The following is a 25,918-nucleotide window of genomic DNA, read 5'->3' as shown; positions in this document are numbered from 1 at the left end:
AGCCATTGAAGTATTTCAATAAAGATTGGTATAAAGAAATGCAAGTATCTGGATTTTTAATTTTCCCAGCAACGTTGGAGGAATCGGAAGAGATGTTGCGAGAGAGCGAAAAGATAGGAATGGATTATAAGCAAAGTTTAAGAGAAGACGTGGAAGAAAAGAAAGAAGATTTATTAAAGTTTCTACCTAAGTCAATACATCCATACATTCATGACAATACAATTAAGTCAGAATACCCATCGGAAAAATTAAAGAAACTTATGCTTGAGTGGACAGAAGATTATGAGAAAAGAATGGATGATTTAGAACAAGCATATATAGATAATTATAATAGTATAAAAGAAAAGCTTGCGCAGAATGTCGTTCAACTACATGAATACTCGCTACATGATAGTGTAGTCAAATCAGTAGAGAGAAGATCAGAAGATACACTAATAATAACTATAGATTGCAGTGGTACTTTCAATGAATTTGATAAATTGGAAGTAACTTTTACAGGAGTAACGAAATGTTTTATTCCGGAAAATTTTGAAGGTGCTTGGTGGTTATGTCATGAAATAGACCTTACTAATGAAGGTTTCGAATTGGGTATTTTATTTGATTGTCCATTTGAAGAAGTTATGATTTGTGCAAAAGATGTATTGTTGGAGATAGGTGACTAGTAAACTTTATAACTTTACAAATAAAAAAACAGTCTTATATGACTGTTTTTTTATTTAGATGCTAAATTATCAAGTTTCCAATATGTATCTGTTAACGGCGCAGCTTTGCTATCTATATATAAATACATATTATTTAAATCTTTTGGTGAAGTTTTCATATTAAATACAATGTCAGTAGTTAAAGAGAACTCAGATGGAATCTTTTCAGCGTTCTCATTTTGTATAAATTCACCTTCGTATTTTTCACCAGTTTTTTCATCTTTTATGAAATATTTTATTTCTGTAAGATCTATTGTTTGTCCGTCAGCACGAGCGTTATTAATTGTAACACGTGCTGTAAGACGCCACTCTTTGTCTATTTTTTTAAATTTTGCATTTTCAACTGTCGCTCTATAGTATTCGTTTTTAACTATTTCCCCATAATGCATTGCATTCTTTTCGAGAGCGCTCTTTTCTTGTTTTGGTGTAGTACTAACATTACATCCTGCCATTATTCCTGTAAATATTAATGCTGTACAAGTTACTTTAATTATAGATTTCATAGTAATCCCTTTCTGTATTAAAAAGTAAAACATAGGAATAATTTTACAACAACAAGGAGGTAAATAGAAGTATTTTAATAGAATATGCAAATGTACATTTATTTGGTGTTGAATGTAATGGGATAGAAAGAAGGAGAAAACCTGTATAAAGCGGAAAAAATAAGAATTGAAAATATTGTAAAACTGAAAAAGCATGCATATAATGAAAATAAAGATAAAATTTCTGAATCTTCAATAACGGTGGTGGGAAGATGTTTACTGAAGAGCGTAGAGAGAAAATTTTAGAGTTACTTAAAAAAGACGGAAGAGTAATCGCAAAAGATCTGGCAGAAAAATTTGATATGTCTATTGATTCTATAAGAAGAGATCTATCTATTATGGAGAAGGATGGTTTTTTAAAAAGAACTCGTGGAGGTGCAATAGAGTTTGCCCGAGTGAGGAACTTAGCCGCAGAGCCATCTAAACGTTATAGTAATGGCTCTAAATATGAGGATGCAATTGCAAAAATGGCTGCTTCGTATATAAAAGAAGGTGATTCAATTTTTATTGGCGGGGCTTCTATCCATTATGCAATGTTAAAGTATTTACCTGAAACATCATTTACAGTGATTACGAATGCTTTAGAAATTGCTAGTAAGTTACGGGAGTATAAGAATGTAGATACGTACTTAATTGGTGGAAAAGTGAAGCCATCAGGAAATATGACAGATACACTTGCCTCAGAATTGATAAGTCGATTCTCAATTGATCTGTATTTTTCTACAGGTGGCGGCATTTCATTGAATGGTATAAGTACTGCAACGCCGGAAGTTGCTTATTTTGGAAAAATAGTAAGTGAAATTGCTAGAAGAAACATTTGTTTAGCTCCTCATAATAAACTCGGAATAAACTGCTTTATAGAAGGAGAGTCACTGAGAGAAATTGACCTTATAATAACAGATGAAGAGGCTAGTAAAGAAACAATTCAAGAATTTGAGAAACAAGGTAAAGAAATTTTGATAGCATCAATAGACTGCGTTTAAAAGGAGTTTGAAATGATTATAAAAGGACAAGAGTTTCATATAAATGGATTAACTTATACAATTCGTTCTGCAGCTGAAACAGATGCAGAGCAGTTAGCGAAAATTAGAGTTCAGATCGATGGCGAAACTGAAAATATGGATAGAGAAGCTGGAGAGGGATTTATAGATAAGGTAGGGTTTCAAAAAATAATAAAAACAGATAGTGAAGAACTGAAGAATCTCTTTTTAGTTGTAGAAGTGCACAATCGAATCGTTGGATTTTCAAGATGTGAAGGATCAAATTTGAAGAGATTATCTCATAAAGTAGAGTTTGGCGTTTGTATTTTAAGAGAGTTTTGGGGATATGGGATGGGTAAGAGTTTATTGCAACAATGTATTCAGTGGGCTGATGAAAATGAAGTGAAAAAGATATCATTACAAGTGTTAGGGACAAACAAAAAAGCCATTCAGCTTTATAAAAAATTAGGGTTTGAAGTAGAAGGTGTTTTGAAAAATGATAAAAGGCTGTCGGATGGGAAGTATTATAATACGGTAGTAATGGGAAGATTTATTCATACATTTCATAAAAGAGGTGTAGTGGAATGTTTTACAGAAGAAAGTACTATATAGTAGAGAATAAATTTGTAGAAATATTTAATGAGCATTTTACTAACACGAACTTACCTAATCAGTTAAAGCATGGTTCCAGACTAATAGGACGCTGGATGAAAGATAATAATGATGGTACAACAGAAATATTCGCCATATGGGAATATGATAGTTATGATCAGTATAAAGAAATTGAATCAAAAATTAGAAGTGACGAGATTCATGTTAAAAGAATACATGATTGGTATGAAAAATATGGCGGAAGAGAATATGTTTTAAAGAAGTACATATTAGAGTTAAAAAATGAAGAGTTAGTATGCACTGAAAAGTGAAGAGAGGTGAGCGAAAATGGGAATTAAAACAAAATTATATTTTAGTTTAGCATCCAGCATTTTATTTGCCATAGCGGTAATAGTTTTCTTTATAGACGGCAATCCGCAACAGTGGTTTTGGTTATGTATTTTCTTTGCGTCCATTATACAAAATATAGTTCTACTAAAAAAGAATAAAGAAGTTCATTAATATATTCTAATTATTAACATATTTGTGTCGTCTTTCTAGTTTTGTTGAAAACGCTTTTATTCAGTTTTATAATAAAAGTATGTTTTTACAGATCTCCAAAACAATGAATAGGGAGATGATACGATGTTAGCTTCACCGTTTTACTTACATACATGGAAAAAGTTTGTTGATGAAGGTGTCCTTGATTCGAACCGTATAAACGAAAGAATTTCAGAGTCATGGCATCGATGTAAACAAGCAAATGTGAACCCTCATATGAATAAAGGTCAGAAAATTTTGTCTTCTAATATTTTTCAGGATCAAAAGAAAAAAAGTGAAATCTTCCTTGATATAGCAATTCCTCAAATACAAAATATGAGAAAAACCATTGATGAACTGCAAATGATGGCATTATTAATCGATCCAGATGGTTACGTTCTATCGTTAAGTGGAAATCAACAAACGTTGAAACGAGCGAAACATATTAATTTTATTGAAGGTGTGAAATGGACGGAAGCAGCTGTTGGTACAAATGCGATAGGAACCGCGTTACAGATTGAAGAGGCTATTATGATAAGTGGTACAGAGCATTATTCTATCGCATCTCATAGTTGGAGCTGTGCGGCCTCTCCGATTCATAATGATGACGGGAAATTAATTGGGGTTCTAGATTTCTCCTGTCCAATTGAGTTTTCACATCCATATATGCTCGGAATGGTAACTTCGATCGCACATGCGATTGAACGTGAATGTAGTATTCGAGTACATCAAAATGAACTGCATTTAATCCATCGTTTTTTAGATGTAATTGACAGTGATGAACAAGTTGTTATTTGTAACCATCGTGACGTTATCGTTTCCGCGAGCAAGAGGGTTCGTGAACGAGTATGTAATTGGTCACGAATGAAACTTGAAGATTTAATACACAATGGATTGAAATCTAAAATAGAAGTACCAGTATATAGTAATGATAGAATGATTGGGAAATGTATTTATTTAAAGGAAAATAAACAGGCGAATTTATTTTCTAATTTCCCATTTATAAACGGAATTACTTTTCCTGGAGTTATTGGGACAAGCAGCGTATTTCAACATACTTTAGAAGAAATTAAGCTTGTTTCACCGACTGACGCTAGTGTATATGTATGTGGTGAAACAGGTGTAGGGAAAGAATATGTAGCGAGAGCGATTCATGAAAATAGTCCAAGAAAAAATGGTCCTTTTATAGCTGTTAACTGCGGTTCATTACCGAAAGAATTAATGGAAAGTGAATTATTCGGTTATGCTGAAGGTGCGTTCACAGGTGCGCGGCGCCAAGGATATAAAGGGAAATTCGAACAAGCAGACGGAGGAACAATATTTTTAGATGAAATTGGTGAAGTGCCGCCAGAGATGCAAGTGGCATTATTGCGTGTTTTGCAAGAACGAACAGTAACCCCAATTGGTAGTTCAAAAGAGGTACCAGTAAATATTCGTGTTATTACTGCGACACATAAAGATTTACTACGATTAGTAGAAGAAGGGAAATTCCGTCAAGATTTATATTATCGTTTACATGTTTATCCCCTATATGTTCCGTCGTTAATAGAAAGAAAAGAGGATATTCCGTACTTCATACAACATTTTTGTGAACGAAAGGATTGGAATGTTGTATTTCCAAAGAGTATTTGTAATCAATTTTCACAGCATACATGGCCCGGAAATATTCGAGAATTATTAAATGTATTAGAACGCATATACATTTTGTCGCAAGGAAGGGAAATATGCGAAAAACAAATCTCTTTTTTATTACAAACAATGATGGGAAATCAACATCAACTTGAATTGCAAGCAGAAAATAAAACAGAGCATACATTAAATTTCCGTAAAAAAATACAGCGTGATAGTATGATTGAAGCGCTAGAAAAGACGAATGGAAATGTTTCGTTAGCTGCAAAACTATTAGATGTGCCACGCAGTACATTTTATAAACGTATGCAAAAATTTAGGCTATAAAAGTAGATTTTTGTAATCTACTTTTTTTTATGAGCTCACGTTCTGTCGGAATGTGCGCTTGCCGGGGAAATAATAGAATAGTTAGAAAAAAGATTTCCTGAAGGAGAGTTGTAAGTGAAGTATATTGAAATTGGTATCGGGAATAGGTGGTTCGTTCGAACGGAAACTGAAAATAAAGATGGAACTGAATTTGAGGAACGAGGAATTATAAAACCGATTTATTTTGAGTCTTTATATGTACGAATTTGGTTACGGAAAACGTGTTTTATTTTAGATACGAAAGAGGGCTTTAAGAAAGTAAGAAAAAGTAGAGCTGAGTATAAGTTTATTGTTGGAATGGTGAGTAGGTTAAACCAATAGAATCAAACTGGGGGTGTTCTTATGATTAGAATTACCACATTCATACTCGCTATTATTATAATGGGCTATTCTATTTACAGTTGGAATGATGACTCGAAGCAAAGTATGCTTATTTTGCAATTATTGTTAGGATTTATGCTTGCTGGTATCGGGATACAAAACGTTAAGAAGGAGGAAAAAGAGAATAAGAATATGGGGTTGTTGTTTTTACTTACATCGCTATTTTGTATCATTGTACCGTTAATAAAATATTTAAAATAAACTGTTACTTAACATGTTGAGTAACAGTTTATTTTTTTGAAGTTTTCTCATTAAAAATATTAGTTGCTGTTTGGTACATTTCTTTATCAATACAAAATCTTTCTGTTATCCAATAAGCAAGTTCAGAAGAGGTAAGGCTATGTTCTCTTTTCTTACCTTGGAAATATCGTTTTAAAACATTATCATTAATAGAAGTTGGAATGCCATCGATATAACCGAAAATCTGAATTTTCTTTAATACAGGAGAAGAATTCCAGTCATTAGACTTTTTAATGAGTTCTTTCATACTTGTTAAATGTATTGGCTCTGTATTTAAGATTTTTGCTGGACCTGGATCTCTAGTAATTTCAATCCTATTATTTGAAACTTCATAAGAAAAAGTCTCTCTTACATTACTTACTTGAAATGATTCATATAGTGGATAAGCTTGGAATAAAGGTGCACAGTAACCAACATCAACGTAGTAAGGCTGCTCTAAGTTAACGCGTAAGCATAAATGTCCGGGATTCATATACAAATAATGAACGTCAAAACCACGGTTTGATAATAACCAATGGAATCCAATCGAGCACGTCCAACAAGTACCCCCCAGACCTTTTGTTGTAATACGGTTTATGTATGTCTCAATGGAAGGAAAATAATTACTTGTTTCATTACCTTTTTCCCAGTCAATTATTTTAGTAAGAGTTTCCCACTTTACTTTCTCTTGATGAGCTTTAACAAGTTCATTTAAAAAATTTAAACTTACAGGCTTTTTTGTAACGGATAAAAACGATAGAAACTGATTTGTTGGTTTCTCTTGTGACATTTGATCTTCCTTTCTTTATAGAAGTTGATATTAATAATATTATATAATAATTGTTAGAAAATACAGTTATTTGTTGTGGAGGGAGAAAATCAAATGCCAATGTCATTATATTATAAAAGACTTCGTGAAAAATTAGGATCTGAACTTATTTTTATGCCGAGTATAGCTGCTGTTATTAAAAACGAGCAGGGGGAAATCTTATTCCAATATCCTGGAGGAGTACACTGGAGTTTGCCAGCAGGGGCAATCGAACCAGGAGAAACACCAGAAGAAGCGGTTGTTAGAGAAGTGTGGGAAGAAACAGGATTAAAAATAAAAGTAAAAAAAGAAAAAGGGGTATTTGGAGGGAAAGAGTTTCGTCATACATATTCGAATGGGGATCAAGTAGAGTATATTGTTGTTGTATTTGAGTGTGAAATTATCGGAGGTGGGTTAAAAGCAGTTGATGGAGAATCTGTAGAACTAAAATATTTCCCTTTATCTGAAAAGCCACCTCTAGCATTACCGTATCCCAATAAAATATTTTTATAGATGTAAAATAGCACACCTTATGAATAAATGGTGTGCTATTTATATAGACCTGTCGTATACATCACTGTCAATGTATGTACAACTTCTTCTAAATTTAGCTCTTTATCATTTTGTACGATTTTCCAAAGAAACGTTTCATTCATCGCGAACCAACCACGTGCTACAATCTCTTTATTTAATTCAGGCTGCGCCAATCCACCTTCTTGAGAGTAAGTAATATCCTGTGTAATACTTTTTATAAAGCGTTCACGAATCTCATCCCATTTTTGACTTATCTCTCTTGATAATCCTATTGCTTCTTCGACAACTTGCAAAATATCCCGTTCTTCTTCCGCTAATTGTAAGAATGCTCTAACTTGACTTTGAATCATATCACATGCTTCTAACTTTGTTTGAGGGGAAAAGGAGCGATCTGCAATATCATAAAAGCGATTCATCACACCTTCCATCAAAATAATGAGGAGAGCATCTTTGTTTTTAAAATATACATATGCTGTTCCATAACCAGTTTCTGCATGTTTAATAATTTGCGTGATTGTAGTTTTCTGAAATCCGTTTTTTATAAAAATAGTATAACCGGAATGTAATAGTTTCTTTTTTGTTTCTAAGGAGCGGTGTTTTCTTGTTGAACGAGTAGAATTTTTCAAGGAATCACCTCTTTATACTGAAATATCTGAAAATATAATTGTATTGTAAAAGAAGTTCGTATATAAAGTCAACTGACATAATATCATTGACGTTATATCAATTTAAGTGATATATTTCAATTAGTTAGAATAAAAAGAAAATTAAAAGAAGGTGACACCATGTATAAAGAACCATTTCAACCAACTTATGAGTATGCGCTTGAATGTGATAAACATGATGAACTGAAAGATTTTCAATCTGAATTTTATAAAAAAGAAGGAACAATATATTTAGATGGTAACTCTTTAGGGTTGCTTTCAAAAAGAGCAGAGAAATCGTTACTTACTTTGCTAGATTCATGGAAAGAGTTTGGAATTGATGGATGGACTGAAGGTGAGCATCCGTGGTTTTTCCTTTCGGAGAAATTGGGTGAATTGACAGCACCTCTTATTGGGGCTTTACCGGAAGAAACGATTGTAACCGGTTCCACGACTGCGAATATACATCAAGTTATTGCGACTTTTTATGAGCCAAAAGGAATACGAACAAAAATTCTTGCGGATGAATTAACTTTTCCGTCAGATATTTATGCACTTCAGAGTCAAATTCGTTTAAAAGGCTTAGATCCAGATGAGCATTTAGTACGAGTGAAAAGCCGAGATGGAAGAACACTTTTTGAAGATGATATTATTCATGCGATGACCGATGATATCGCTTTAATATTATTGCCTTCTGTACTATATAGGAGTGGACAAATTCTTGATATGAAGCGATTAACAGCTGAAGCTCATAAGCGTGGTATTCATATCGGTTTTGACTTATGTCATTCAATCGGCTCCATTCCGCATCATTTTAAAGAGTGGGATGTAGATTTCGCTATATGGTGTAATTATAAATATTTAAATGCAGGTCCTGGTGGTGTTGCAGGCCTTTATGTAAATAATAAACACTTTAATAGACTCCCAGGATTATCTGGTTGGTTTAGTTCTAGAAAAGATAAGCAATTTGATATGGAGCATTCATTAACTGCGGCTGACCATGCTGGAGCTTATCAAATAGGAACACCTCACGTATTAAGTATTGCACCATTAATCGGTTCTCTTGAAATTTTTAAAGATGCCCGTATTGAGAGATTACGTGAAAAGTCATTACATATAACAAGATATATGCTCAATTTAATTCAATTGGAGTTAAATGATATGGGATTTACAATCGGAAATCCGCTAGAGGATGAAAAACGAGGCGGGCATATTTATTTAGAACATGCTGAGGCGGCACGTATATGTAAAGCTTTAAAAGCAAATGGAGTGATTCCAGACTTTAGAGCTCCAAATGGAGTTAGACTTGCGCCTGTTGCTTTATACAATACGTATGAGGAAGTATGGAAATCTGTACAAATTTTAAAGAACATTATGAAAAATGAAGAATATAAAAACTTTGAAAATAAGCGAGAGGTTGTGGCGTAAGCATGAAAACATCGCAGTGGATTGATATTTCACAACCGCTAAATAATGATATCGCGACATGGCCAGGGGATACGCCATTCTCGTATGAAGTTTCATGGTCAAAAGAAGACAGTGGTTCAGTCAATGTCGGAAAGTTAACGATGAGTATCCATACAGGTACTCATATTGATGCACCTTTTCATTTCGATAATGACGGCAAGAAGGTGTTAGATTTAGATATACAAGTATACGTAGGCGCAGCACGAGTTATCGATGTTTCAGGGCTGGAGAGTATCGGTAAAAAGGAATTAGAACGTTTTAACTTAGAAGGTGTAGAGCGATTATTATTACGTACATCTTCACATGGTAAAGCGCAAGAATTCCCAGAAAAAATCCCGTATTTACGTGCTGATATTGCACCGTTTCTTTCAGATAAGGGTATTCGTTTAATTGGGGTGGATGTACCTTCAGTAGATCCGTTAGATGATAAAGAATTAGCAGCACATCATCAATTATTTAAACATGGAATTCACATTTTAGAAAATGTCGTACTAGAGCACGTAGCAGACGGCGATTACGAACTAATTGCATTACCACTTGCATTAACAGATGCAGATGGAAGTCCAGTTCGCGCTGTTATTAGACGAATATAAATAGACATGTTAAAAGGGGCGTTTGACTAATATGAAAGAAAACGAAAAAGTAATTATGGAAAAAGGGATTCACACGGACTTTAAGGAAAATATGACGTATGGAGAGTATTTACAATTAGATAGCTTATTATCTAGTCAAAAGAGATTATCAGATCATCATGATGAAATGTTATTTATCATTATTCACCAAGCAAGTGAGCTTTGGATGAAACTCATTTTACATGAACTTAATGCAGCAATTGAATCTATTAAAAATGATAAATTAGCACCAGCATTTAAAATGTTAGCACGCGTATCAAAAATCCAGTCGCAAATTATTCAATCTTGGGATATTCTTGCGACATTAACACCATCAGAATATATTGAGTTTCGTGATTCACTTGGTCAGGCGTCAGGGTTTCAATCGTATCAATATCGAATGATTGAGTATGCACTTGGTTATAAAACACCGCATGCATTAAAGATTTATGAAAAAGATCCAGAATTACATGGTCGTCTTCATAAAGCGCTTCATTCGCCAAGTTTGTATGACGTTGCGATACAAGCGCTTGTTAAAGAAGGTTTCCCAATTCATAACGACGTGTTAAATCGTGATATTACACAGCCATACGAAGAGGATGCAACTGTAGAAGCTGCTTGGATAGAAGTATATGCGGACGTTAAGAAATATTGGGATTTATATCAACTTGCAGAGAAATTAATTGATATTGAAGACTGGCTACAACAATGGCGTTTCCGTCATATGAAAACAGTAGAACGAATTATTGGTCATAAAATGGGAACAGGTGGCTCTTCTGGCGTATCTTATTTAAAGCGAGTGCTTAATCAACGTTTCTTCCCAGAGCTTTGGAATGTTCGAACGAAATTATAAAAATAAACTTGTCAGCTAATTGAGGCTGGCAAGTTTATTTTTTTATTTTAAAAACAAATATGATTTAATAGAAAGAACGAGATGAACAATAAATATTACATAATTATTTAAATGGAGGAAGATTTCTTGAATTTTGAGCAATTACAAAATAAATTTGAAAAGAAAAAAGTTAATACATTTCTTGTTTACCAAAAGGGAGAATTAACGACTGAGTATTTTAAAACGAGTGACTGTAAAAATGAATTATATAAAATTAATTCGATTACAAAAAGTATCGTATCTATATTAATTGGTATTGCGATTGATAAAGGCTATATAAATGATATACATAATTCAATCACAACGTGGATTTCAAATGTACCAGAGGAAAAAAGAGATTTAACGCTTTATCATTTATTAACGATGACAACGGGAGAAGATTGGAAAGAGTTTGGGAATGGGGTCGTTTTCCCAAATGACTTTGTAGAATCAAAAAACTGGGTGCAATATATTTTAGAAAAGCCGCTCATTGAAGATATGGGTACGAAAATGAATTATAATTCAGGCTCTTCACATTTACTTAGTTATATTATCCAAGAAGCAACTGGTATGTCGACAGAGCGGTTTGCCAAAAAATATTTATTTGAGCCGTTAGACATTACGGAATATGAGTGGCAACAAGACCCGCAAGGTACATATGTCGGCGGATTCGGTATGAAAATGAAATCTATAGATTTATTAAAGCTTGGGAAATTATGTTTGCAGAATGGATATTGGAAGGGAAATGAAATTGTATCATCGAAATGGTTAACAGAATCAAGTGAGGCTCTATTTGAAACATATGACCATGTCGGGGCATATGGGTATCACTGGTGGGTATTAAATGACGAAAGATTTCACATACCGCATTGTATGTATTTTGCTATGGGATACGGAGGGCAATACATTATTATCATTCCGCAGTTAGAACTCGTAGCGGCTATTAGTAGTCACATGCCGAAACGTGGACTCGTACCATTAAAGTTATTTATTGAGCATATAAAAGAGAATTTCAATCATAAATAAAAAGAGGGGGGATATGTGTTATGAGCAGTTCAAAAATGATAGCGATATATAGATTGCTTTTAAGTCTTTTAGCATTTAGTGCACTTATTACTCAATTTGTTACAAGAGCACAAGTGAAACCATTCAATCCAGTTAATTTTTTTAGTTTCTTCACAATTGAAAGCAACATTTTAGTGGCGGTAATTCTACTATTAAGTAGTTTTGGGACAGCCACATTCGGACATTCAGAGCAGTTTGGAGTTCTTCGCGGTGCAGCTACAGTATATATTCTGACAACAGGACTTATTTATTTTTTATTATTAAGGGGATTAGAAGAGTCACTTCAAACACCGATACCGTGGGTAAATACTGTACTTCATTACATCATGCCATTAGCTATGATTTTAGATTGGGTTATAAATCCACCTATGAAGACCATTACATGGAAACAGGCTACGAGTTGGCTTGCTTTCCCGCTTTTATATGTTGTATATAGCTTAATACGTGGTCCATTTGTGAATTGGTACCCATATCCATTTTTAGATCCGAGAATAGGTGGATATGGTAGAGTATTTTTATATAGTATAGGGATAGCCGTTGTTATTGGGGCTATTTGTGTCTTAGTAAAAATGCTAGGAAATCAATCTTTAAAGTTGAAAAGAAATCCTCCTTATTAAAGGGGGATTTCTTTTTGAAAGGGTTTGTAATATCAAGGGCGAAATAATAAACAATAAGTAAGGGAGAGATTGCCAGTGGATAAGATTGAAATTTAAAATTTGATACCAAAAACCAGCATATCTTGAATGTGTATATAAAGAAACCTCTGTCTGTAAGTAAAGACGGAGGTTTCTTTAATTTAACTTGTGAAAATTCGATTTGTGTAGACTCGGATCCAAATTGATTAAAGTTTCACTTTACCGACTTGTCTTCTGAAAAGACATCTTTATAAATTTATCCGTCTTCGTTTCAAATTCTACATCTACAAAAACACCATATTCTTTTCCATTTTCACGAAGCCATAATTTAAATTTTTCAACTGTTATTTGAACAGTTTTGGATTTTCTACCTATATGAAGATAATCAATAATCTCTGCTTTCGGATATTGTTCTTTCGTTTTTTCAACGGCTAGTTTACCCCATTTTGCATAGGGCGGCTGTGCGTGAACTATAGATGGACCAGTATATATATTTGAACATGCTGTTAGTAAAAAAATCGCGAATGCTATACGTGTGAAGAAATACTTCATAATACGCTCCTTTTACTCTTTTTTATATTGTGTGCATATATCTTCAAGCATATAAGTTTGGATTTTTTTGTCTTCTTTACATAAAAGCTTCACATTTACAAAACATAACCATGAATTCATAACTGTAATTAAGGAGGGAAATATATGCTTCAAAAAGGTTTTTTGAAGATAGCGGTTTTACTTACCTTTATTGGCTTATCTTTAATGGTAAGTAGTATACAAACCAAGAATGTAGAAGCCTTTTCTAATCAAGTAATCCAAAGGGGAGCTTCTGGAGAAGATGTCATTGAACTGCAAACTCGTTTGAAATATAACGGGTTTTATACAGGGAAAGTTGATGGTGTTTTCGGATGGGGTACATATTGGGCACTTCGAAACTTTCAGCAAAAATTTGGATTGCCAGTTGATGGTTTAGCGGGTGCTAAAACGAAGCAAATGCTTGTAAAAGCGACGAAGTATGATAAGTCGACCGCTAATAAAGGTACCACAACTAATAAAGGGAATAGCGGTGGAGGTACGCAAGAAAATAAACCACCACAAAGCAAAGGGACAAATGTTCCAAACGGTTATTCTCAAAATGATATTCAGCTAATGGCAAACGCTGTATACGGAGAATCCCGTGGTGAGCCGTATTTAGGACAAGTTGCAGTAGCTGCGGTTATTTTAAACCGTGTCACAAGTGCATCATTTCCAAATACCGTTTCAGGTGTAATATTTGAACCGAGAGCATTTACAGCAGTAGCAGATGGACAAATATATTTAACGCCAAATGAAACGGCGAAAAAAGCTGTATTAGATGCAATCAATGGATGGGACCCAACTGGGAATGCATTATATTATTTCAATCCGGATACTGCGACCAGTAAATGGATTTGGACTCGTCCACAAATTAAAAAAATTGGTAAACATATTTTCTGTAAATAGAGCGGAGGTGGAAACATGTTACGAGGTATTATCATTGTATTGTTAACAGTAGGTGTAGTCGGAACAGGGTATTGGGGCTATAAAGAGCATCAAGAAAAAAATGCAGTATTGATTCGAGCGGAAAATAGTTATCAGCGTGCGTTTCATGATTTAGCTTATGAAGTCGATTTATTACACGATAAAATTGGAACAGCACTGGCGATGAATTCACGTTCCTCATTATCGCCAGCTTTAGTAGATGTATGGCGTTTAACCTCAGAGGCCCGTTCTGATGTAGGACAATTACCTTTAACATTAATGCCATTTAATAAAACGGAAGAGTTCCTTGCGAATATTGGTGATTTTAGTTATCGTGCAGCGGTTCGTGATTTAGAAAAAGAACCGTTAAATGATCAAGAATATAAAACGTTGCAAGGTTTATATTCAAATGCAGGAAATATACAAGATGAACTGAGAAAAGTGCAGCATCTTGTATTGAAAAATAATCTTCGCTGGATGGATGTAGAAATGGCTCTTGCGTCAAATCGAGATCCAGCAGATAACACAATTATTGATGGATTAAAAACAGTTGAAAAGAATGTAACGTCGTACTCGTCTACTAATTTCGGACCTACTTTTACAAGCGCACAAAAAAATAAAAAGGGCGGATTTGAAGCAGAGGGTAAAGCGATTTCTAAAGATGAGGCTGCAAAAATCGCAAAATCATTTTTAAATTTAAAAGGAAATGAAAAAGTAGATGTTGAGAAAAGTGGAAAAGGTGCAAAAGAATCTTTCTACAGTGTGAAAATTAAAGACCCAGCAACGAACAATGAGTATTATATGGATATTACCGGAAAAGGTGGATATCCAATTTGGGTAATGAATAACCGAGAAATTAAAGAGCAAAAAATTAGTTTAAATGATGCAGGAAGTAAAGGATTAACGTTTTTAAAGGATCACAAGTTTACAAATATGGAGCTATTTGATAGTTCTCAATATGATAATATTGGTGTGTTTACGTACGTTGTAAATGAAAATGGAGTGCGTATTTATCCAGAAGCAATTCAAATGAAAATTGCTTTAGATGATGGATCGATTGTTGGTTTTTCGGCAAAGGAATATTTAGCATCGCATCAAAAACGAACAATTCCGAGTGCGAAGCTAACTGCTGCTGAGGCGAGAAAGAAAATTAATCCCGATGTAAAAGTTATGGAAGAACGTAAAGCTGTAGTAGTAAATGACTTGCATAATGAAGTACTTTGCTATGAGTTTGTTGGTACTTTAGGAAAAGATACGTACCAAATTTTCATTAACGCAAATAGTGGAGCAGAAGAAAAAGTGAAGAAGATGCAAGCTGTTGAAAAAATTTATGATTAAACATCAATGATAAAGTGGTGAAAATAATGAAAATCATTATATATATGTTAATGCTTTGTTTCGTTATTACTGGATGTAGCATTGGAAAAAAAGACAATCCTAATGAAAAGCCAGAACAAAAAAATGTCTCGATGAAAAATGTTACGTATACAAATAAATCAAATAAGCCAAATGAAAAAGCAGCTGATCATCTGGCATCTTTAGCTGCAAGTATACCTGGTGTAAATGATGCGACAGCAGTAGTAGTTGGGAAATATGCTGTTGTAGGTATTGATGTAAAAGCGAAACTTGATAGAACTCGCGTTGAGTCAATTAAGTATTCTGTTGCAGAAAGTTTAAAGAATGACCCAAACGGTGCTAATGCAGTCGTTGTAGCAGATGTTGATACGTATGAAAGATTAAAACAAATAGGCAAGCAAATTAAGAATGGTAAAACGGGTGAAGGTATACTGGATGAATTAGCAGCAATTGTTGGCCGTGTAATGCCGCAAGTTCCAAATGATATGATTGAAAATAGAGAAACGAATCCAATTAAAGATAATGATAAACAATTACCAAAAGATGAAGAACAAGAACTACGAAAAGAACAAGAAGATCAGTCAAATAACCATTTGAAAAAATAGTGGAAACCCCGTGCTAAATCGTACGGGGTTTCCTTTTAAAATTAAATATTCAGTTTATTTTTAAGGGAAAATATGGTTTAATAATGAAAGGAGGGACAACCGTTATGATAAAAAAAAGCACACTCATATTGTGTAGTTTATGCATAGGTTTTAGTATGACAGCGTGTGATCAGAAGAAAGAAGTGAAAAAGAAAACCGCTACATCTTCTACTATAACGGAAAATAAAAATCAAAAATCCATTAATGTAAATCATTTCTCAAATATTAATGAAGGAATGACATATTTAGAAGTGAAAGATTTAATCGGTTTTGAAGGGGATTTACTCATAGAAGAAGGGGAAGAACATTCTACACGAATTAAACAAATTTTTGCTTGGAAAGGCAGTGATCCAAAATCATTTGTTGAAATTACATTTTTAGATGGGAAAGTGCATTCTAAAGCTCAGCAAGGTTTAAGTTAATTAGTTGGAAAATGGGAGAGTTTAGCATGAACATACATACTGGGGAAATTCAATTAGTTCCGTATAAGGAGACGTATAAAGAAAGTATACAATCATTTACTTTACCAAGTGAACAAGTTCAATATACATCAGATCCAAGTGAACTACTGGAGAAAGCAAAAAGTGATCGCACAAAAAATGTGATTGTTATTTTAGATTACAACGGGGTACCTGTAGGTCTTTTCGCATTGCAAACGGGAGATAGAGTACAGGCGTTCACAGATAATGAAAATGCTTTACTTTTAACATCCTTTTCTGTAAATCACAATAGACAAAGAAAAGGGTATGCTAAAAAGTCATTGGCACTATTACAAGAGTTTGTAAAACGTTATTTCCCAATAAAAAATGAAGTTGTACTTGCTGTGAATGAAAAAAATATTCCTGCACAAAATTTATATAAAAAAGTCGGCTTCCAAGATAAAGGATTTAGAAGAATGGGACCAATTGGCCAACAAATAATAATGCATTTACCTATAATGAAATGATGATATAGAAAACTTACTCTTGAACATTCATGTAGTAAGTTTTTTTTCATTGTATGATATGTTAGTAAAAACGAAAGCAAGTATCCAAGAAAGACAAAGGTGTAAACAAATATAGTTAGTTAATGAATATGTGAGGGGTAATTATATGACAATTTATATTGCGTTACTAAGGGGAATCAATGTAGGCGGACATAAAGTAATCAAAATGGCTGATTTGAAACGAGTGTTTGAATCAATAGGATTAAAACAAGTGAAAACATATATTCAAAGCGGTAATATCATGTTTGAATCTGAGGAAGATATAAACTTTCTAAAGGGACGAATTGAAACTGAAATTAAAAACGAATTTGATTTCGATGTTCCAGTCATGTTAAGAACAAATGATGAATTTATAAATACTATAAAACATTCCCCTTATAAGGCTGATGCTTTGTTAGAAGGGGAAAGTATACACGTTGCCTTTTTAGCTAATCCACTTTCTGAAGAAGAGAGTAAGCAGTTACTTATGTACAAAAGTGAACTTGAAGATTGCTATATAGATCAAAAGGTTGTATATTTGTTTTTCAAAAATAGCATTCGGAATTCTAAATTAATGAACCAGTTTCAGAAGTTGCATACACCAGCTACAATAAGGAATTGGCGGACTGTAAATAAATTAAAAGCGATTGTAGAGGATATGTAAATATAAAAAGATGAGGTTTTCTGTATATAGAAAACCTCATCTTTTTATTTATATTGTTTCGCAACAATGAGTTCAACGATAGGATAAATAAAGAATGAAGAGCAAAGTGCGATAAACAGAGGTAGGTTTTTAACTCCATCTAAATTGGGACCCATAGAAAATCCTTCCGAGAAGAGTAATATAAGGAACATTACAATTACAAGCATAAAATACGCGATTTTAAAGCTTTTATATGTAATTTGCTGTCCCATTTCATCTTGGCTTTCTTTTGACATACCGTGGGGATCTCCCCATGTAATATGATTAATTAAATTACCAAGTATTAAAGAACCAGCGAAAATCGTCCCGCCCAAAATTGAACCTTCAGTTATGTATTTGTATGTGCCATGTACAAGTATTGCAATTAACGTTAAAACAATGATTATAAAAATAGTTTTTTTAGTATTCAATATATGATTGCACCTCCATGATTGTAAAAAACTCTTTACAATTATAGTATAAAATTGGAAAAGTTTCATGTCAAATACTTTTTACACGAAAGGTGAAGGGATATAGTATTTTGTTTTAAAGATAAATAAAAAATTACATTACATTTGAATGTAAAAGAATAGGCTCGCATATATTTGGAAGGGATGTCAGATTAATTTAGGGGGTAGTTATGTCTATACTTTTAAAAGCTGGTGCAGATGCAGGAAATAATGGTTTGAAGTTAATGGTGAAAGGGCAAGACCCTATTTTTATTCCGAGTATTTATTCTTTATATATAGGAGAGCCTACAGGATTGTTAGATGAGGGTGATGTGTCATCATCAGAATTAGAGAATCACATTGATGTGACCATTAGTTCTCCATCGCTAATGTTAAATAATGTACGATACATCGTTGGAGAAAAAGTGATTCAAGATCAATTAAAAGGTACTGAAGTGGAGAAGAAATCAAATAAATCTACTGATGAGTTAATGGTTATTACAATCCTTTCAGGTTTAGCGATAAGTGCTATGCGTCAAAGTCCAACTTCAAGTCATATTAATATTCGTTATGATTTATCTGTTGCTCTACCAATGCAACTAATTACACAAGAAATTGCTGCGGAAAATGCGAAACGGTACATGGGTAATCACAAAGTCATTTTTCATTATCCGAATGGGCGCGATGTTACGATTAATGTTTCTATTGAGTTTTGTAAATGTCTACCTGAAGGCGCTTCTGGGACGTGGGGGATTGTATATGATGAGGAAGGAAATGTTGTGAAACATAAAATAGAATGTGAACAAAATCAGGTTTCAGAAATTGATTTTGTAGATAAAACTTTATTGTCTTTTGATATTGGCGCGGGGACAACGGAAGAAGTTGTTTCATTAGGGGTAAATTTCCGTCCGCAATTAAGTAAAGGATTATCGTACGGTGTAAAAGAAACGTTATTACAAATTATTACGAGGTGGAATCGGAAATATCCTACGAAAACAATTGATAGTATTACAGAATTCAACCAAATTTATTTAAATGAAAAGCACCCAAGGAATGCATTGTTAGTTGAGGAATCGCAACCAGCGTTTTTAGGTTTAGCAGCACGTGTCGCAACGGATATTATTAACAAAATTGATGATATGAAAGACGATCCATACGTATTTATTTATGGTGGGGGCGCAGTTATTATTAAAAATAGCTTAAAAATGATTTTGAAACAAAAAGGACGCTTGAAAAATGTGATTTTTGTAGATAACCCGTTATTCACCAATGCTCGTGGTCTTTTAGTATATACATGTTCGCCAAAATATAGAGAGCATAAGCAAAAAGAGTTAGGGTTCACAAACTTAACGATAAGTTAGTTGGTGGAATTATGCGATCTAGGCGATTTAAACGTGGTGATCGAGTGAAAATAAATATTAATAAATCGGTATCACCTGAAATGATTGCATGGCTTAATAAACAAACTAATCCAACTAATTTCTTTTTCTTTGCAGCGCAGCAATTATTTAAACAAGTAGGAGATGTTGATGTATCGAAAGCCTTGCCAAGTAGTCATGTTTTTTCTTTATATGTAGAACAGTCATCTCTACTAAAAGTTGAAGTGAATCCATTTAAAAAAGTACCACTAGAAAATATTAAATCCACTGAAAATGTAAAAAAAAAGTCGTGGGAATCTGTTGATCAATTAGATTGCCCATTCTTTTGAACATAGAAAATCATAGGTAGAGCCCATCACTATACATACAAATGCAGTGATGGGCTTTTGTAATTGTATCACTATTTCTATTAGTTGTTTTTATCTTATATTTTAGATGTATGTTTTGAAACTGTTTTAATAATTTCGGCCCAGTCATCGGGATGATTCTCATGTCCTGAACCTTCAAGCGTTATTAGTTTTGCGTTCGGAATTTCATCAATAAGTGCGAGTCCATGTTCAAGTGGAAGAGCCGTATCGTCCGTACCATGAATTACTAAAGTAGGTACTAGTAATGACTTAAGTATACCTTCATAAGAATCATCACCTGTAAGGAGGGCATGGTTAAACATGCTTAATAAATTGTTAGCACGTTCTATTTCTTGCTTTACTTGTTTCAAAGTTCTTGCTTCATCAAATATACGCTTTGATCCACAGAGTAGACGTGATCCTGTAACTAAATATTTCGCTATAACATCTTTATTAGTCCAATCTAAATTCGCACCATTAGCATGATGTGTCAAAATTCTTTCATCCATTGGAGGCAAATCACGAGTATTGTTATCAGATCCAATAACGCTTGTTGCTAGTAATGTTAAGGACAAAATTCTTTCTGGGTGTTTTACTGCAGCAATTTGAGCAATCATACCTCCTAATGACATGCCAAAAAGGTGTGCCCTGTCAATATGATACGCATCGAGTACCCCGATTGCATCTTCAGCGAGGTCTGCTACAGTGTAATTGGAAGTCCCAGGCTCATATGTAACAGAGCGCCCAACATCACGGTTATCAAAGCGAATGACAAACCTTCCTGTGCTAGCCAACCCTTCACAAAATTCTTCATCCCAATAAACCATTGAGCATGTAGCCCCCATAATTAATAAAATTGCTGGGTTATTAGGGTTACCAAAGCTTTCTGTACATATATCAATACTGTTTACCTTGAATACTTGCTCACTCATAGAACACTCTCCGTTCCAATTAAAGTTCATTACCAAATAAAGAAGGTATAACTTTGCGTTTTTCTTAACTGAAAATTAGATTGTATGAAAGTAAGGTAAATGTTTCTTGTACTCTGGACTCTTAGTTAGTAGAGTAACATACATAGCACTTCCAAATATATTTATTTTCAACCAAAACAAAATATTTTGAAAAATAATTGTAAGTGATTAAAATAAACAACAAGGAGGAGAGGAAATGAAAGCAATTGTTATTGATCAATATGGCAGTATTGAAGAATTACAAGAAAGGCAAGTTCCAAAACCGGTTGTTAAGTGTAATGAGGTATTAATACGTATTCATGCAACTTCTGTAAATCCTGTTGATTGGAAAATTAGAAAAGGAGACTTACAAGAAAAGTTACGATTTTCATTTCCGATCACTTTAGGCTTAGATGTCGCTGGCGTAATTGAAGAAATTGGAGAAGATGTGGATTCTTTCAAAATAGAGGATAAAGTATTTACGAAACCTGAAAATATAGGAAAAGGCTCTTATGCTGAGTACATTACAGTAAAATCAGATTTAGTAGCTCACATGCCAAATAATCTTAGTTTTGAAGAAGCAGCATCTATACCCCTTGCAGGACTTACAGCTTGGCAAAGTCTAGTGGATTATGCGCAAATCAAAGAAAATGACCGAGTATTCATTCATGCTGGTGCTGGTGGAGTAGGAAGTATTGCAATTCAAATTGCGAAATCATTTGGAGCTTTTGTCGCAACAACTGCAAGTAGTAAAAATGAAGGGTTTTTAAAGTCCTTAGGGGTTGATCTCGTAATTGACTATAAAAAAGATAAATTTGAAGAGTTACTACCAGATTTCGATATTGTATTAGATACAATTGGTGGAGAAGTACAAGAAAAAAGTTTTCAAGTTATTAAATCTGGTGGCGTTCTAATCTCTATCGTTCATGAACCACTTCATGAAGTAAAGGGCATAAAATCAGGGTTTTTATGGTTAAAACCAAACGGAAAGCAATTAGACGAATTAACTAGTTTGATCCAAGCTGAAAAAATCAAACCAATCATTAGTAAGGTTGTACCATTTAATGAAAAAGGAGTTAGAGAAGCTCATATTTTGAGTGAAAGTCAGCATACTAGAGGGAAAATTGTAATTACAATGGAATGATATTTACATAAAGATAAGAGTGGTGGCTATAAAAAATGAAAATTGTCACCACTCTATATACTACAATTTTTGAGCGACATAAGTAATCGCATTAGTTTTTAAATTAATGTGTTTTCCATTGCGTACAATATTATAGGCTAAATTTTTTATTTCAACTTTTATTTCTTGCCATTCAGTATAAACACTTTTTAGTGTACGTATCATTTCTTCTTTAGAAAGGTTATTTTCAATTAAAGCATCTAATTCTTGATTCGTTTCCAAGTCAATTTCTTGAATGCTAGAGTTGACTATTAAACAGTTGATACCGCCACTCTTTGTCCCATATTTCATAGAGTGAAGCACTTTCTTAAAGTCTTCTTCTGATTTCACATGTTCTAAACTTGATACTGCAACGATGTAGTTATAAGTATTAAAGGGAATATAGTAGTCTTCAATTGCTGATTGTTCCGCTTTTATGTATTCAAATACACCATGTTCTTTGCTGTAAATTTGTAACTTCGTTAAAGCTGAATCAAGTAGATCAACACAAGTAACAGTACCGCCACTATTCATTATTTTTTGTGCAATCGGAATACTGTTTCTGCCTACACCACAACCGAGATCCAGTACTTGTAAATTGTTCTGTCCTTCAAAAAAAACCATCATATCCATAACTGTTTTGACAGGCTTATAAAGCCAAGACCCCGCTTCGAATAATTTATATTGATCATAGCAAAGGTCGTGATACTTTTTCTCTTCTTCTCTTATGTATTTAATTCGGTTCATTGTGTTTCAGCTCCTATATTTTCATAGCGAAATGAATATGTTGGACAACCTTTAACGTTCGTTTGAATTCGAAATATACCACCAGCATGTGGGTACTGTTTTAATTCCTCATCCGTCATTCTTGTTCTGGCTGTTGTTATATATAAATCGGTTAAATTTGGCCCTCCAAATGTACACGACGTTACATATAACGCAGGAATCGGAATACTTAAAATTCGTTCTCCAGTCAAGGGATTCCATTTAGTAACCTTCGAACCTCCCCAATGAGCAATCCATAAACAGCCTTCTTCATCAATTGTCATACCATCGGGTAGACAATCATTTTCAGGGAAAATGATAACATCACAGGGATTACGAATTTCTCCAGTATGTATGTCATAATCAAAACGAACAACTTTCTTAGTAGGTGTATCAATGAAATAAAGAAATGTATGATCAGGGGACCAAGCTATACCATTTGACGTATTTACATGTGCAACTTTTTTATCAACGTTGATGAAGTTATTGTTTAAACAATACAAGGAACCGGCAGCATTAATACCGTATAAGTCTGTAGTGCCCGCCCAAAAGCGGCCAGCTGGATCGCATTTTCCATCATTAAAGCGGTTTTCTAATAAATCTGGTTCAGGGTCATAAATATGTGAAAGTATTTTTGTGTCAAGATTAAGAGAATAAAAGCCTTGTTCCATTGCTACTAAAACTTCATCGTTCGTATATGGAACAACACAACCGATTTGTTGGTCGAGAGTGATCGCTCGGTTTGTTTTTTTAACAGGATTATAAAGCCATAATTTTTTCTCGATAATATCAACCCAGTATAATAATTGTTTCTTCTCATCCCAGCAAGGACCTTCCCCTAAATTCGCCTTAGCATCAACGACTAATTCTATATTTCTGAGCAATATGTTTCACCTCTATTCATTAAAGCTATATATAAAGTTCGATAAGAAGAGAGGTAAACCTTTCACTGAAATGAAATTAAAATTTCCAGTGTAAGAAAAGAGGGCCTTATCAAGTAATTCGAAAATAGCGTATAGCCATGGGGAGGGAAATATAGGGAATTCAAGAGAAATCCGGAGGGGAAATATTGTTGTGATGAGTGCAGTCACAAGATACAATTAGAAGCAATCAAACATTTTTTTAGATAGTAAAAAAAATGTTTGATTAACATGGGTTCAGAAAAATTTGACAATATATACGTTATAAATTATCATATGTAAAAAACTAATATATAATTTGGCGTTGAAGAGAAGAGTAGTTAAGAAAGAATACGTACAGAGAGCTCTGGTAGCTGAGAAAGAGCGGTATACATCTTAATGAAAAAAGACTTGGAGCTGCGCAAGGAACTAATTTATTTAGGGATGGTGCGACGGGTTCTCCCGTTATAGAGATAGGGTATAAGCATATTTTGCCGTACCTGAAAAGGTTAATATGGTGACGTATTAACAAACTGAGGTGGTACCGCGAAGCTAATAACTCTCGTCCTCAAGATGAAAAATCTTGGGGGTGGGAGTTTTTTTGTTTTATAAAAACTGAAAATGCGAAAATAAAAAATACAATTGAGGTGAGTGGCATATGCATTGGGCGTATGAAGTAGCACATGAATTAATTAGAAAACATCCAAATAAAGAAACTTTTGTTTGTGCATCTGGAATTAGTCCATCTGGTTCTGTTCATATTGGAAACTTCCGTGAAATAGTAACGACTTATTTCGTTGTAAAGGCACTTCAAGATTTAGGGGAGAAGACTCGTTTTATCTTTTCATGGGATGATTATGACAGGTTTAGAAAAGTTCCCCAAAATATTGATCCATCTTTTGCAAGGTATCTTGGTATGCCATACTCTGATATTCCAGATCCGTATGGATGTCATGACTCGTATGCAGAGCATTTTGAAAAAGAGTTTGAAAAATCGCTCCAAGCATTTGGAATTGAAGTAGAATTCATTTATCAACATGCTGAATATAGAAACGGAAGGTATAACGGAAACATATTAGAGGCTTTGTATAAAAGGAAAGAAATATATGATATTTTAATGGATTTTAAAACAGGAGTATACCGAGAAGAAGATAGAGAAAACTTTTATCCAGTTACGTTATATTGTGAGAGGTGCGAGAAAGATGCAACAACTATTACACATTTTGATGAAACATTAAAAACAGTTCGGTATGACTGTGAATGTGGAAATCAAAATGAATTATCGGTATTAAATACAAATAAAATGAAACTGAATTGGAAAATCGATTGGCCGATGAGATGGATGATAGAAGATGTTATTTTCGAACCGGGCGGAAGAGATCATTCATCGGAAACGGGTAGTTATAATGTATCAAAAGAAATTGCAAGGAAAATATTCAATTATGAAGCTCCTCATTACATTGCATATGATTTCATTGGAATTAAAGGGCATCATGAAAAAATGTCCAGTTCTTTAGGGAATAGTATTACACCTAGCGACTTATTAAAAGTGTATTTACCAGAAGTAATTCTTTTTATGTTTGTAAAATATAAGCCGGGCGCAGCTTTTCATATCGGCCTTGATGAAGATGTGATTCGAAATTATACAGAGTATGAACGACTGACGGACAGTTATGAAAATAAAACGCTCAAAAATGAAGATTTATTTGATGCAATTAAACTTTCTAGACTTGATAGCCGATTTAAAGAGTATCCAAAATTTAATCAAGTAGCAGGAACTTTACCGTTATTAAATTTTGATTCATCTATTTTACAAGATATATTAGAGAAAATAGATAGGAGCTATGGATTACCTGAAATGGTAGCGATAAGTAATCGTGCAGAGCATTGGATAAGAAACTTTCAATCTGAAAAATTAATGGCGGTAAATCAAGAGAAAAATACGGAGTTTTATAACACATTAGATGAAAGGCAGAAAAAATGGCTAGTAGAAGTTTGTAAAATACTTCGTTCTAATAAAGATTATTCTAACTTAATGGAACAATTGTATCCGATTTGTCATCATGAAAATAAAAAAATAATGAAAGAAAATCAAAAACAATTATTTACCATTATATATAGGCTCATTATGAATCAATCAAGTGGTCCACGTATACCTTTATTAATACATGTGGTAGGCGCCAGAAAATTCGTCACATTATTAGATTTCTAAAGTACATTAAAAAATAACGCAAGTACTCAAA

At 33.6% G+C, this 25,918-nt stretch carries 31 protein-coding genes, 1 pseudogene and 1 other annotated feature; of the genes and pseudogenes, 24 read left to right on the top strand and 8 right to left on the bottom strand.

Annotated elements, in window-relative coordinates:
* The first annotated feature begins 5 nt into the window (after positions 1 to 5).
* A complete protein-coding gene (locus KPL75_RS00355) occupies positions 6 to 662 on the top strand; it encodes a DUF4085 family protein (RefSeq protein ID WP_219918933.1) in 657 nt (218 codons plus the stop codon).
* A gap of 50 nt (positions 663 to 712) precedes the next feature.
* Here the strand turns inward: KPL75_RS00355 and KPL75_RS00350 are convergent, their stop codons facing one another.
* Positions 713 to 1,204: a hypothetical protein gene (locus KPL75_RS00350; RefSeq protein WP_219918932.1), complete on the bottom strand. Its 492-nt coding sequence runs from the start codon at positions 1,202 to 1,204 to the stop codon at positions 713 to 715.
* 251 nt (positions 1,205 to 1,455) lie between these two features.
* On the opposite strand from KPL75_RS00350, the gene KPL75_RS00345 reads away from it, so the two are divergent.
* The 6 genes from KPL75_RS00345 (at position 1,456) to KPL75_RS00320 (ending at position 5,931) form a co-directional block, all read left to right on the top strand.
* The gene (locus KPL75_RS00345) at positions 1,456 to 2,226 is read left to right on the top strand and encodes a DeoR/GlpR family DNA-binding transcription regulator (RefSeq protein ID WP_219918931.1); all 771 of its coding nucleotides are present in this window, start codon (positions 1,456 to 1,458) and stop codon (positions 2,224 to 2,226) included.
* A 12-nt stretch (positions 2,227 to 2,238) separates the two neighbouring features.
* Complete coding sequence (locus tag KPL75_RS00340) at positions 2,239 to 2,835, top strand: GNAT family N-acetyltransferase (RefSeq protein WP_219918930.1); 597 nt, start codon at positions 2,239 to 2,241, stop codon at positions 2,833 to 2,835.
* Positions 2,808 to 3,146: an NIPSNAP family protein gene (locus tag KPL75_RS00335; RefSeq protein ID WP_219918929.1), complete on the top strand. Its 339-nt coding sequence runs from the start codon at positions 2,808 to 2,810 to the stop codon at positions 3,144 to 3,146. The genes KPL75_RS00340 and KPL75_RS00335 overlap by 28 nt, the downstream gene beginning before the upstream one ends.
* Positions 3,147 to 3,459: 313 nt before the next feature.
* Positions 3,460 to 5,310, top strand: coding sequence for a sigma-54-dependent Fis family transcriptional regulator (locus KPL75_RS00330; RefSeq protein WP_219918928.1), 1,851 nt, complete (start codon positions 3,460 to 3,462; stop codon positions 5,308 to 5,310).
* Between the two features lie 114 nt (positions 5,311 to 5,424).
* A complete protein-coding gene (locus KPL75_RS00325) occupies positions 5,425 to 5,670 on the top strand; it encodes a DUF3977 family protein (RefSeq protein ID WP_219918927.1) in 246 nt (81 codons plus the stop codon).
* A 21-nt stretch (positions 5,671 to 5,691) separates the two neighbouring features.
* Positions 5,692 to 5,931, top strand: a complete 240-nt coding sequence (locus KPL75_RS00320) for a YczI family protein (protein WP_219918926.1) — start codon at positions 5,692 to 5,694, stop codon at positions 5,929 to 5,931.
* A gap of 28 nt (positions 5,932 to 5,959) precedes the next feature.
* Here KPL75_RS00320 and KPL75_RS00315 read toward each other — a convergent pair whose 3' ends face one another.
* A complete protein-coding gene (locus KPL75_RS00315; RefSeq protein ID WP_219918925.1) occupies positions 5,960 to 6,739 on the bottom strand; it encodes an arylamine N-acetyltransferase family protein in 780 nt (259 codons plus the stop codon).
* Positions 6,740 to 6,832: 93 nt separating this feature from the next.
* Between KPL75_RS00315 and KPL75_RS00310 the strand changes: the two genes are divergently transcribed.
* Positions 6,833 to 7,270 carry an NUDIX hydrolase gene (locus KPL75_RS00310; protein WP_219918924.1) on the top strand — a complete coding sequence of 146 codons (438 nt, stop codon included), beginning with the start codon at positions 6,833 to 6,835 and terminating at the stop codon, positions 7,268 to 7,270.
* A gap of 35 nt (positions 7,271 to 7,305) precedes the next feature.
* Here KPL75_RS00310 and KPL75_RS00305 read toward each other — a convergent pair whose 3' ends face one another.
* A complete protein-coding gene (locus KPL75_RS00305) occupies positions 7,306 to 7,917 on the bottom strand; it encodes a TetR/AcrR family transcriptional regulator (protein ID WP_219918923.1) in 612 nt (203 codons plus the stop codon).
* A 159-nt stretch (positions 7,918 to 8,076) separates the two neighbouring features.
* On the opposite strand from KPL75_RS00305, the gene kynU reads away from it, so the two are divergent.
* From kynU to KPL75_RS00280, 5 genes are all read left to right on the top strand, one after another.
* Positions 8,077 to 9,363, top strand: a complete 1,287-nt coding sequence (gene kynU, locus KPL75_RS00300; RefSeq protein ID WP_219918922.1) for a kynureninase — start codon at positions 8,077 to 8,079, stop codon at positions 9,361 to 9,363.
* Between the two features lie 2 nt (positions 9,364 to 9,365).
* Positions 9,366 to 9,995 (top strand): arylformamidase, encoded by a 630-nt coding sequence (gene kynB, locus KPL75_RS00295; RefSeq protein WP_219918921.1) that lies wholly within the window; start codon positions 9,366 to 9,368, stop codon positions 9,993 to 9,995.
* Between the two features lie 31 nt (positions 9,996 to 10,026).
* On the top strand, positions 10,027 to 10,866 hold the full coding sequence (gene kynA / locus KPL75_RS00290) for a tryptophan 2,3-dioxygenase (RefSeq protein WP_219918920.1): 840 nt from the start codon (positions 10,027 to 10,029) through the stop codon (positions 10,864 to 10,866).
* 126 nt (positions 10,867 to 10,992) lie between these two features.
* Positions 10,993 to 11,910 (top strand): serine hydrolase domain-containing protein, encoded by a 918-nt coding sequence (locus KPL75_RS00285; protein WP_219918919.1) that lies wholly within the window; start codon positions 10,993 to 10,995, stop codon positions 11,908 to 11,910.
* A gap of 20 nt (positions 11,911 to 11,930) precedes the next feature.
* On the top strand, positions 11,931 to 12,566 hold the full coding sequence (locus tag KPL75_RS00280) for a Pr6Pr family membrane protein (RefSeq protein WP_219918918.1): 636 nt from the start codon (positions 11,931 to 11,933) through the stop codon (positions 12,564 to 12,566).
* Between the two features lie 237 nt (positions 12,567 to 12,803).
* Here the strand turns inward: KPL75_RS00280 and KPL75_RS00275 are convergent, their stop codons facing one another.
* A complete protein-coding gene (locus tag KPL75_RS00275; protein WP_219918917.1) occupies positions 12,804 to 13,136 on the bottom strand; it encodes a DUF3889 domain-containing protein in 333 nt (110 codons plus the stop codon).
* 144 nt (positions 13,137 to 13,280) lie between these two features.
* Between KPL75_RS00275 and sleB the strand changes: the two genes are divergently transcribed.
* The 6 genes from sleB (at position 13,281) to KPL75_RS00245 (ending at position 17,706) form a co-directional block, all read left to right on the top strand.
* Positions 13,281 to 14,060, top strand: coding sequence for a spore cortex-lytic enzyme (gene sleB / locus KPL75_RS00270; RefSeq protein WP_219918915.1), 780 nt, complete (start codon positions 13,281 to 13,283; stop codon positions 14,058 to 14,060).
* 15 nt (positions 14,061 to 14,075) lie between these two features.
* On the top strand, positions 14,076 to 15,416 hold the full coding sequence (ypeB, locus tag KPL75_RS00265; RefSeq protein ID WP_219918913.1) for a germination protein YpeB: 1,341 nt from the start codon (positions 14,076 to 14,078) through the stop codon (positions 15,414 to 15,416).
* A gap of 26 nt (positions 15,417 to 15,442) precedes the next feature.
* Positions 15,443 to 16,039, top strand: coding sequence for a YhcN/YlaJ family sporulation lipoprotein (locus KPL75_RS00260; RefSeq protein ID WP_071746127.1), 597 nt, complete (start codon positions 15,443 to 15,445; stop codon positions 16,037 to 16,039).
* A 104-nt stretch (positions 16,040 to 16,143) separates the two neighbouring features.
* Positions 16,144 to 16,500 (top strand): hypothetical protein, encoded by a 357-nt coding sequence (locus KPL75_RS00255; protein WP_219918911.1) that lies wholly within the window; start codon positions 16,144 to 16,146, stop codon positions 16,498 to 16,500.
* 26 nt (positions 16,501 to 16,526) lie between these two features.
* Positions 16,527 to 17,024: a GNAT family N-acetyltransferase gene (locus KPL75_RS00250; protein WP_219918909.1), complete on the top strand. Its 498-nt coding sequence runs from the start codon at positions 16,527 to 16,529 to the stop codon at positions 17,022 to 17,024.
* A gap of 145 nt (positions 17,025 to 17,169) precedes the next feature.
* Positions 17,170 to 17,706, top strand: a complete 537-nt coding sequence (locus KPL75_RS00245; RefSeq protein ID WP_219918907.1) for a DUF1697 domain-containing protein — start codon at positions 17,170 to 17,172, stop codon at positions 17,704 to 17,706.
* 44 nt (positions 17,707 to 17,750) lie between these two features.
* On the opposite strand, the gene KPL75_RS00240 is transcribed toward KPL75_RS00245, so the two are convergent.
* The gene (locus KPL75_RS00240; RefSeq protein ID WP_219918903.1) at positions 17,751 to 18,155 is read right to left on the bottom strand and encodes a hypothetical protein; all 405 of its coding nucleotides are present in this window, start codon (positions 18,153 to 18,155) and stop codon (positions 17,751 to 17,753) included.
* Between the two features lie 209 nt (positions 18,156 to 18,364).
* Between KPL75_RS00240 and KPL75_RS00235 the strand changes: the two genes are divergently transcribed.
* Together KPL75_RS00235 and KPL75_RS00230 are read left to right on the top strand one after the other, a co-directional pair.
* The gene (locus tag KPL75_RS00235; protein WP_219918901.1) at positions 18,365 to 19,534 is read left to right on the top strand and encodes a ParM/StbA family protein; all 1,170 of its coding nucleotides are present in this window, start codon (positions 18,365 to 18,367) and stop codon (positions 19,532 to 19,534) included.
* 11 nt (positions 19,535 to 19,545) lie between these two features.
* A complete protein-coding gene (locus KPL75_RS00230) occupies positions 19,546 to 19,881 on the top strand; it encodes a hypothetical protein (protein WP_219918899.1) in 336 nt (111 codons plus the stop codon).
* 95 nt (positions 19,882 to 19,976) lie between these two features.
* On the opposite strand, the gene KPL75_RS00225 is transcribed toward KPL75_RS00230, so the two are convergent.
* Positions 19,977 to 20,831 carry a BCA family alpha/beta fold macrolide esterase gene (locus tag KPL75_RS00225; RefSeq protein WP_219918897.1) on the bottom strand — a complete coding sequence of 285 codons (855 nt, stop codon included), beginning with the start codon at positions 20,829 to 20,831 and terminating at the stop codon, positions 19,977 to 19,979.
* A 235-nt stretch (positions 20,832 to 21,066) separates the two neighbouring features.
* Here KPL75_RS00225 and KPL75_RS00220 point away from each other — a divergent pair, with 235 nt between their 5' ends.
* Positions 21,067 to 21,993 (top strand): NADP-dependent oxidoreductase, encoded by a 927-nt coding sequence (locus KPL75_RS00220; protein ID WP_219918895.1) that lies wholly within the window; start codon positions 21,067 to 21,069, stop codon positions 21,991 to 21,993.
* A 60-nt stretch (positions 21,994 to 22,053) separates the two neighbouring features.
* On the opposite strand, the gene KPL75_RS00215 is transcribed toward KPL75_RS00220, so the two are convergent.
* Together KPL75_RS00215 and KPL75_RS00210 are read right to left on the bottom strand one after the other, a co-directional pair.
* A complete protein-coding gene (locus KPL75_RS00215; RefSeq protein WP_219918893.1) occupies positions 22,054 to 22,758 on the bottom strand; it encodes a class I SAM-dependent methyltransferase in 705 nt (234 codons plus the stop codon).
* Positions 22,755 to 23,660, bottom strand: coding sequence for an SMP-30/gluconolactonase/LRE family protein (locus KPL75_RS00210; protein WP_219918891.1), 906 nt, complete (start codon positions 23,658 to 23,660; stop codon positions 22,755 to 22,757). The genes KPL75_RS00215 and KPL75_RS00210 overlap by 4 nt, the downstream gene beginning before the upstream one ends.
* A 147-nt stretch (positions 23,661 to 23,807) precedes the next feature.
* Here KPL75_RS00210 and KPL75_RS00205 point away from each other — a divergent pair.
* A pseudogene (locus KPL75_RS00205) lies at positions 23,808 to 23,906 on the top strand (DUF2197 domain-containing protein); the annotation flags it as partial.
* 85 nt (positions 23,907 to 23,991) lie between these two features.
* Positions 23,992 to 24,248 (top strand) — a binding site (T-box leader).
* A gap of 85 nt (positions 24,249 to 24,333) precedes the next feature.
* The gene (lysS, locus tag KPL75_RS00200; RefSeq protein ID WP_219918889.1) at positions 24,334 to 25,887 is read left to right on the top strand and encodes a lysine--tRNA ligase; all 1,554 of its coding nucleotides are present in this window, start codon (positions 24,334 to 24,336) and stop codon (positions 25,885 to 25,887) included.
* The last annotated feature ends 31 nt before the right edge of the window (positions 25,888 to 25,918 follow it).

Origin of the sequence: Bacillus sp. NP247 (assembly GCF_018966865.1) — a bacterium.
Classification (GTDB): domain Bacteria; phylum Bacillota; class Bacilli; order Bacillales; family Bacillaceae_G; genus Bacillus_A.
This window is presented reverse-complemented; position numbering and strand designations above follow the sequence as displayed.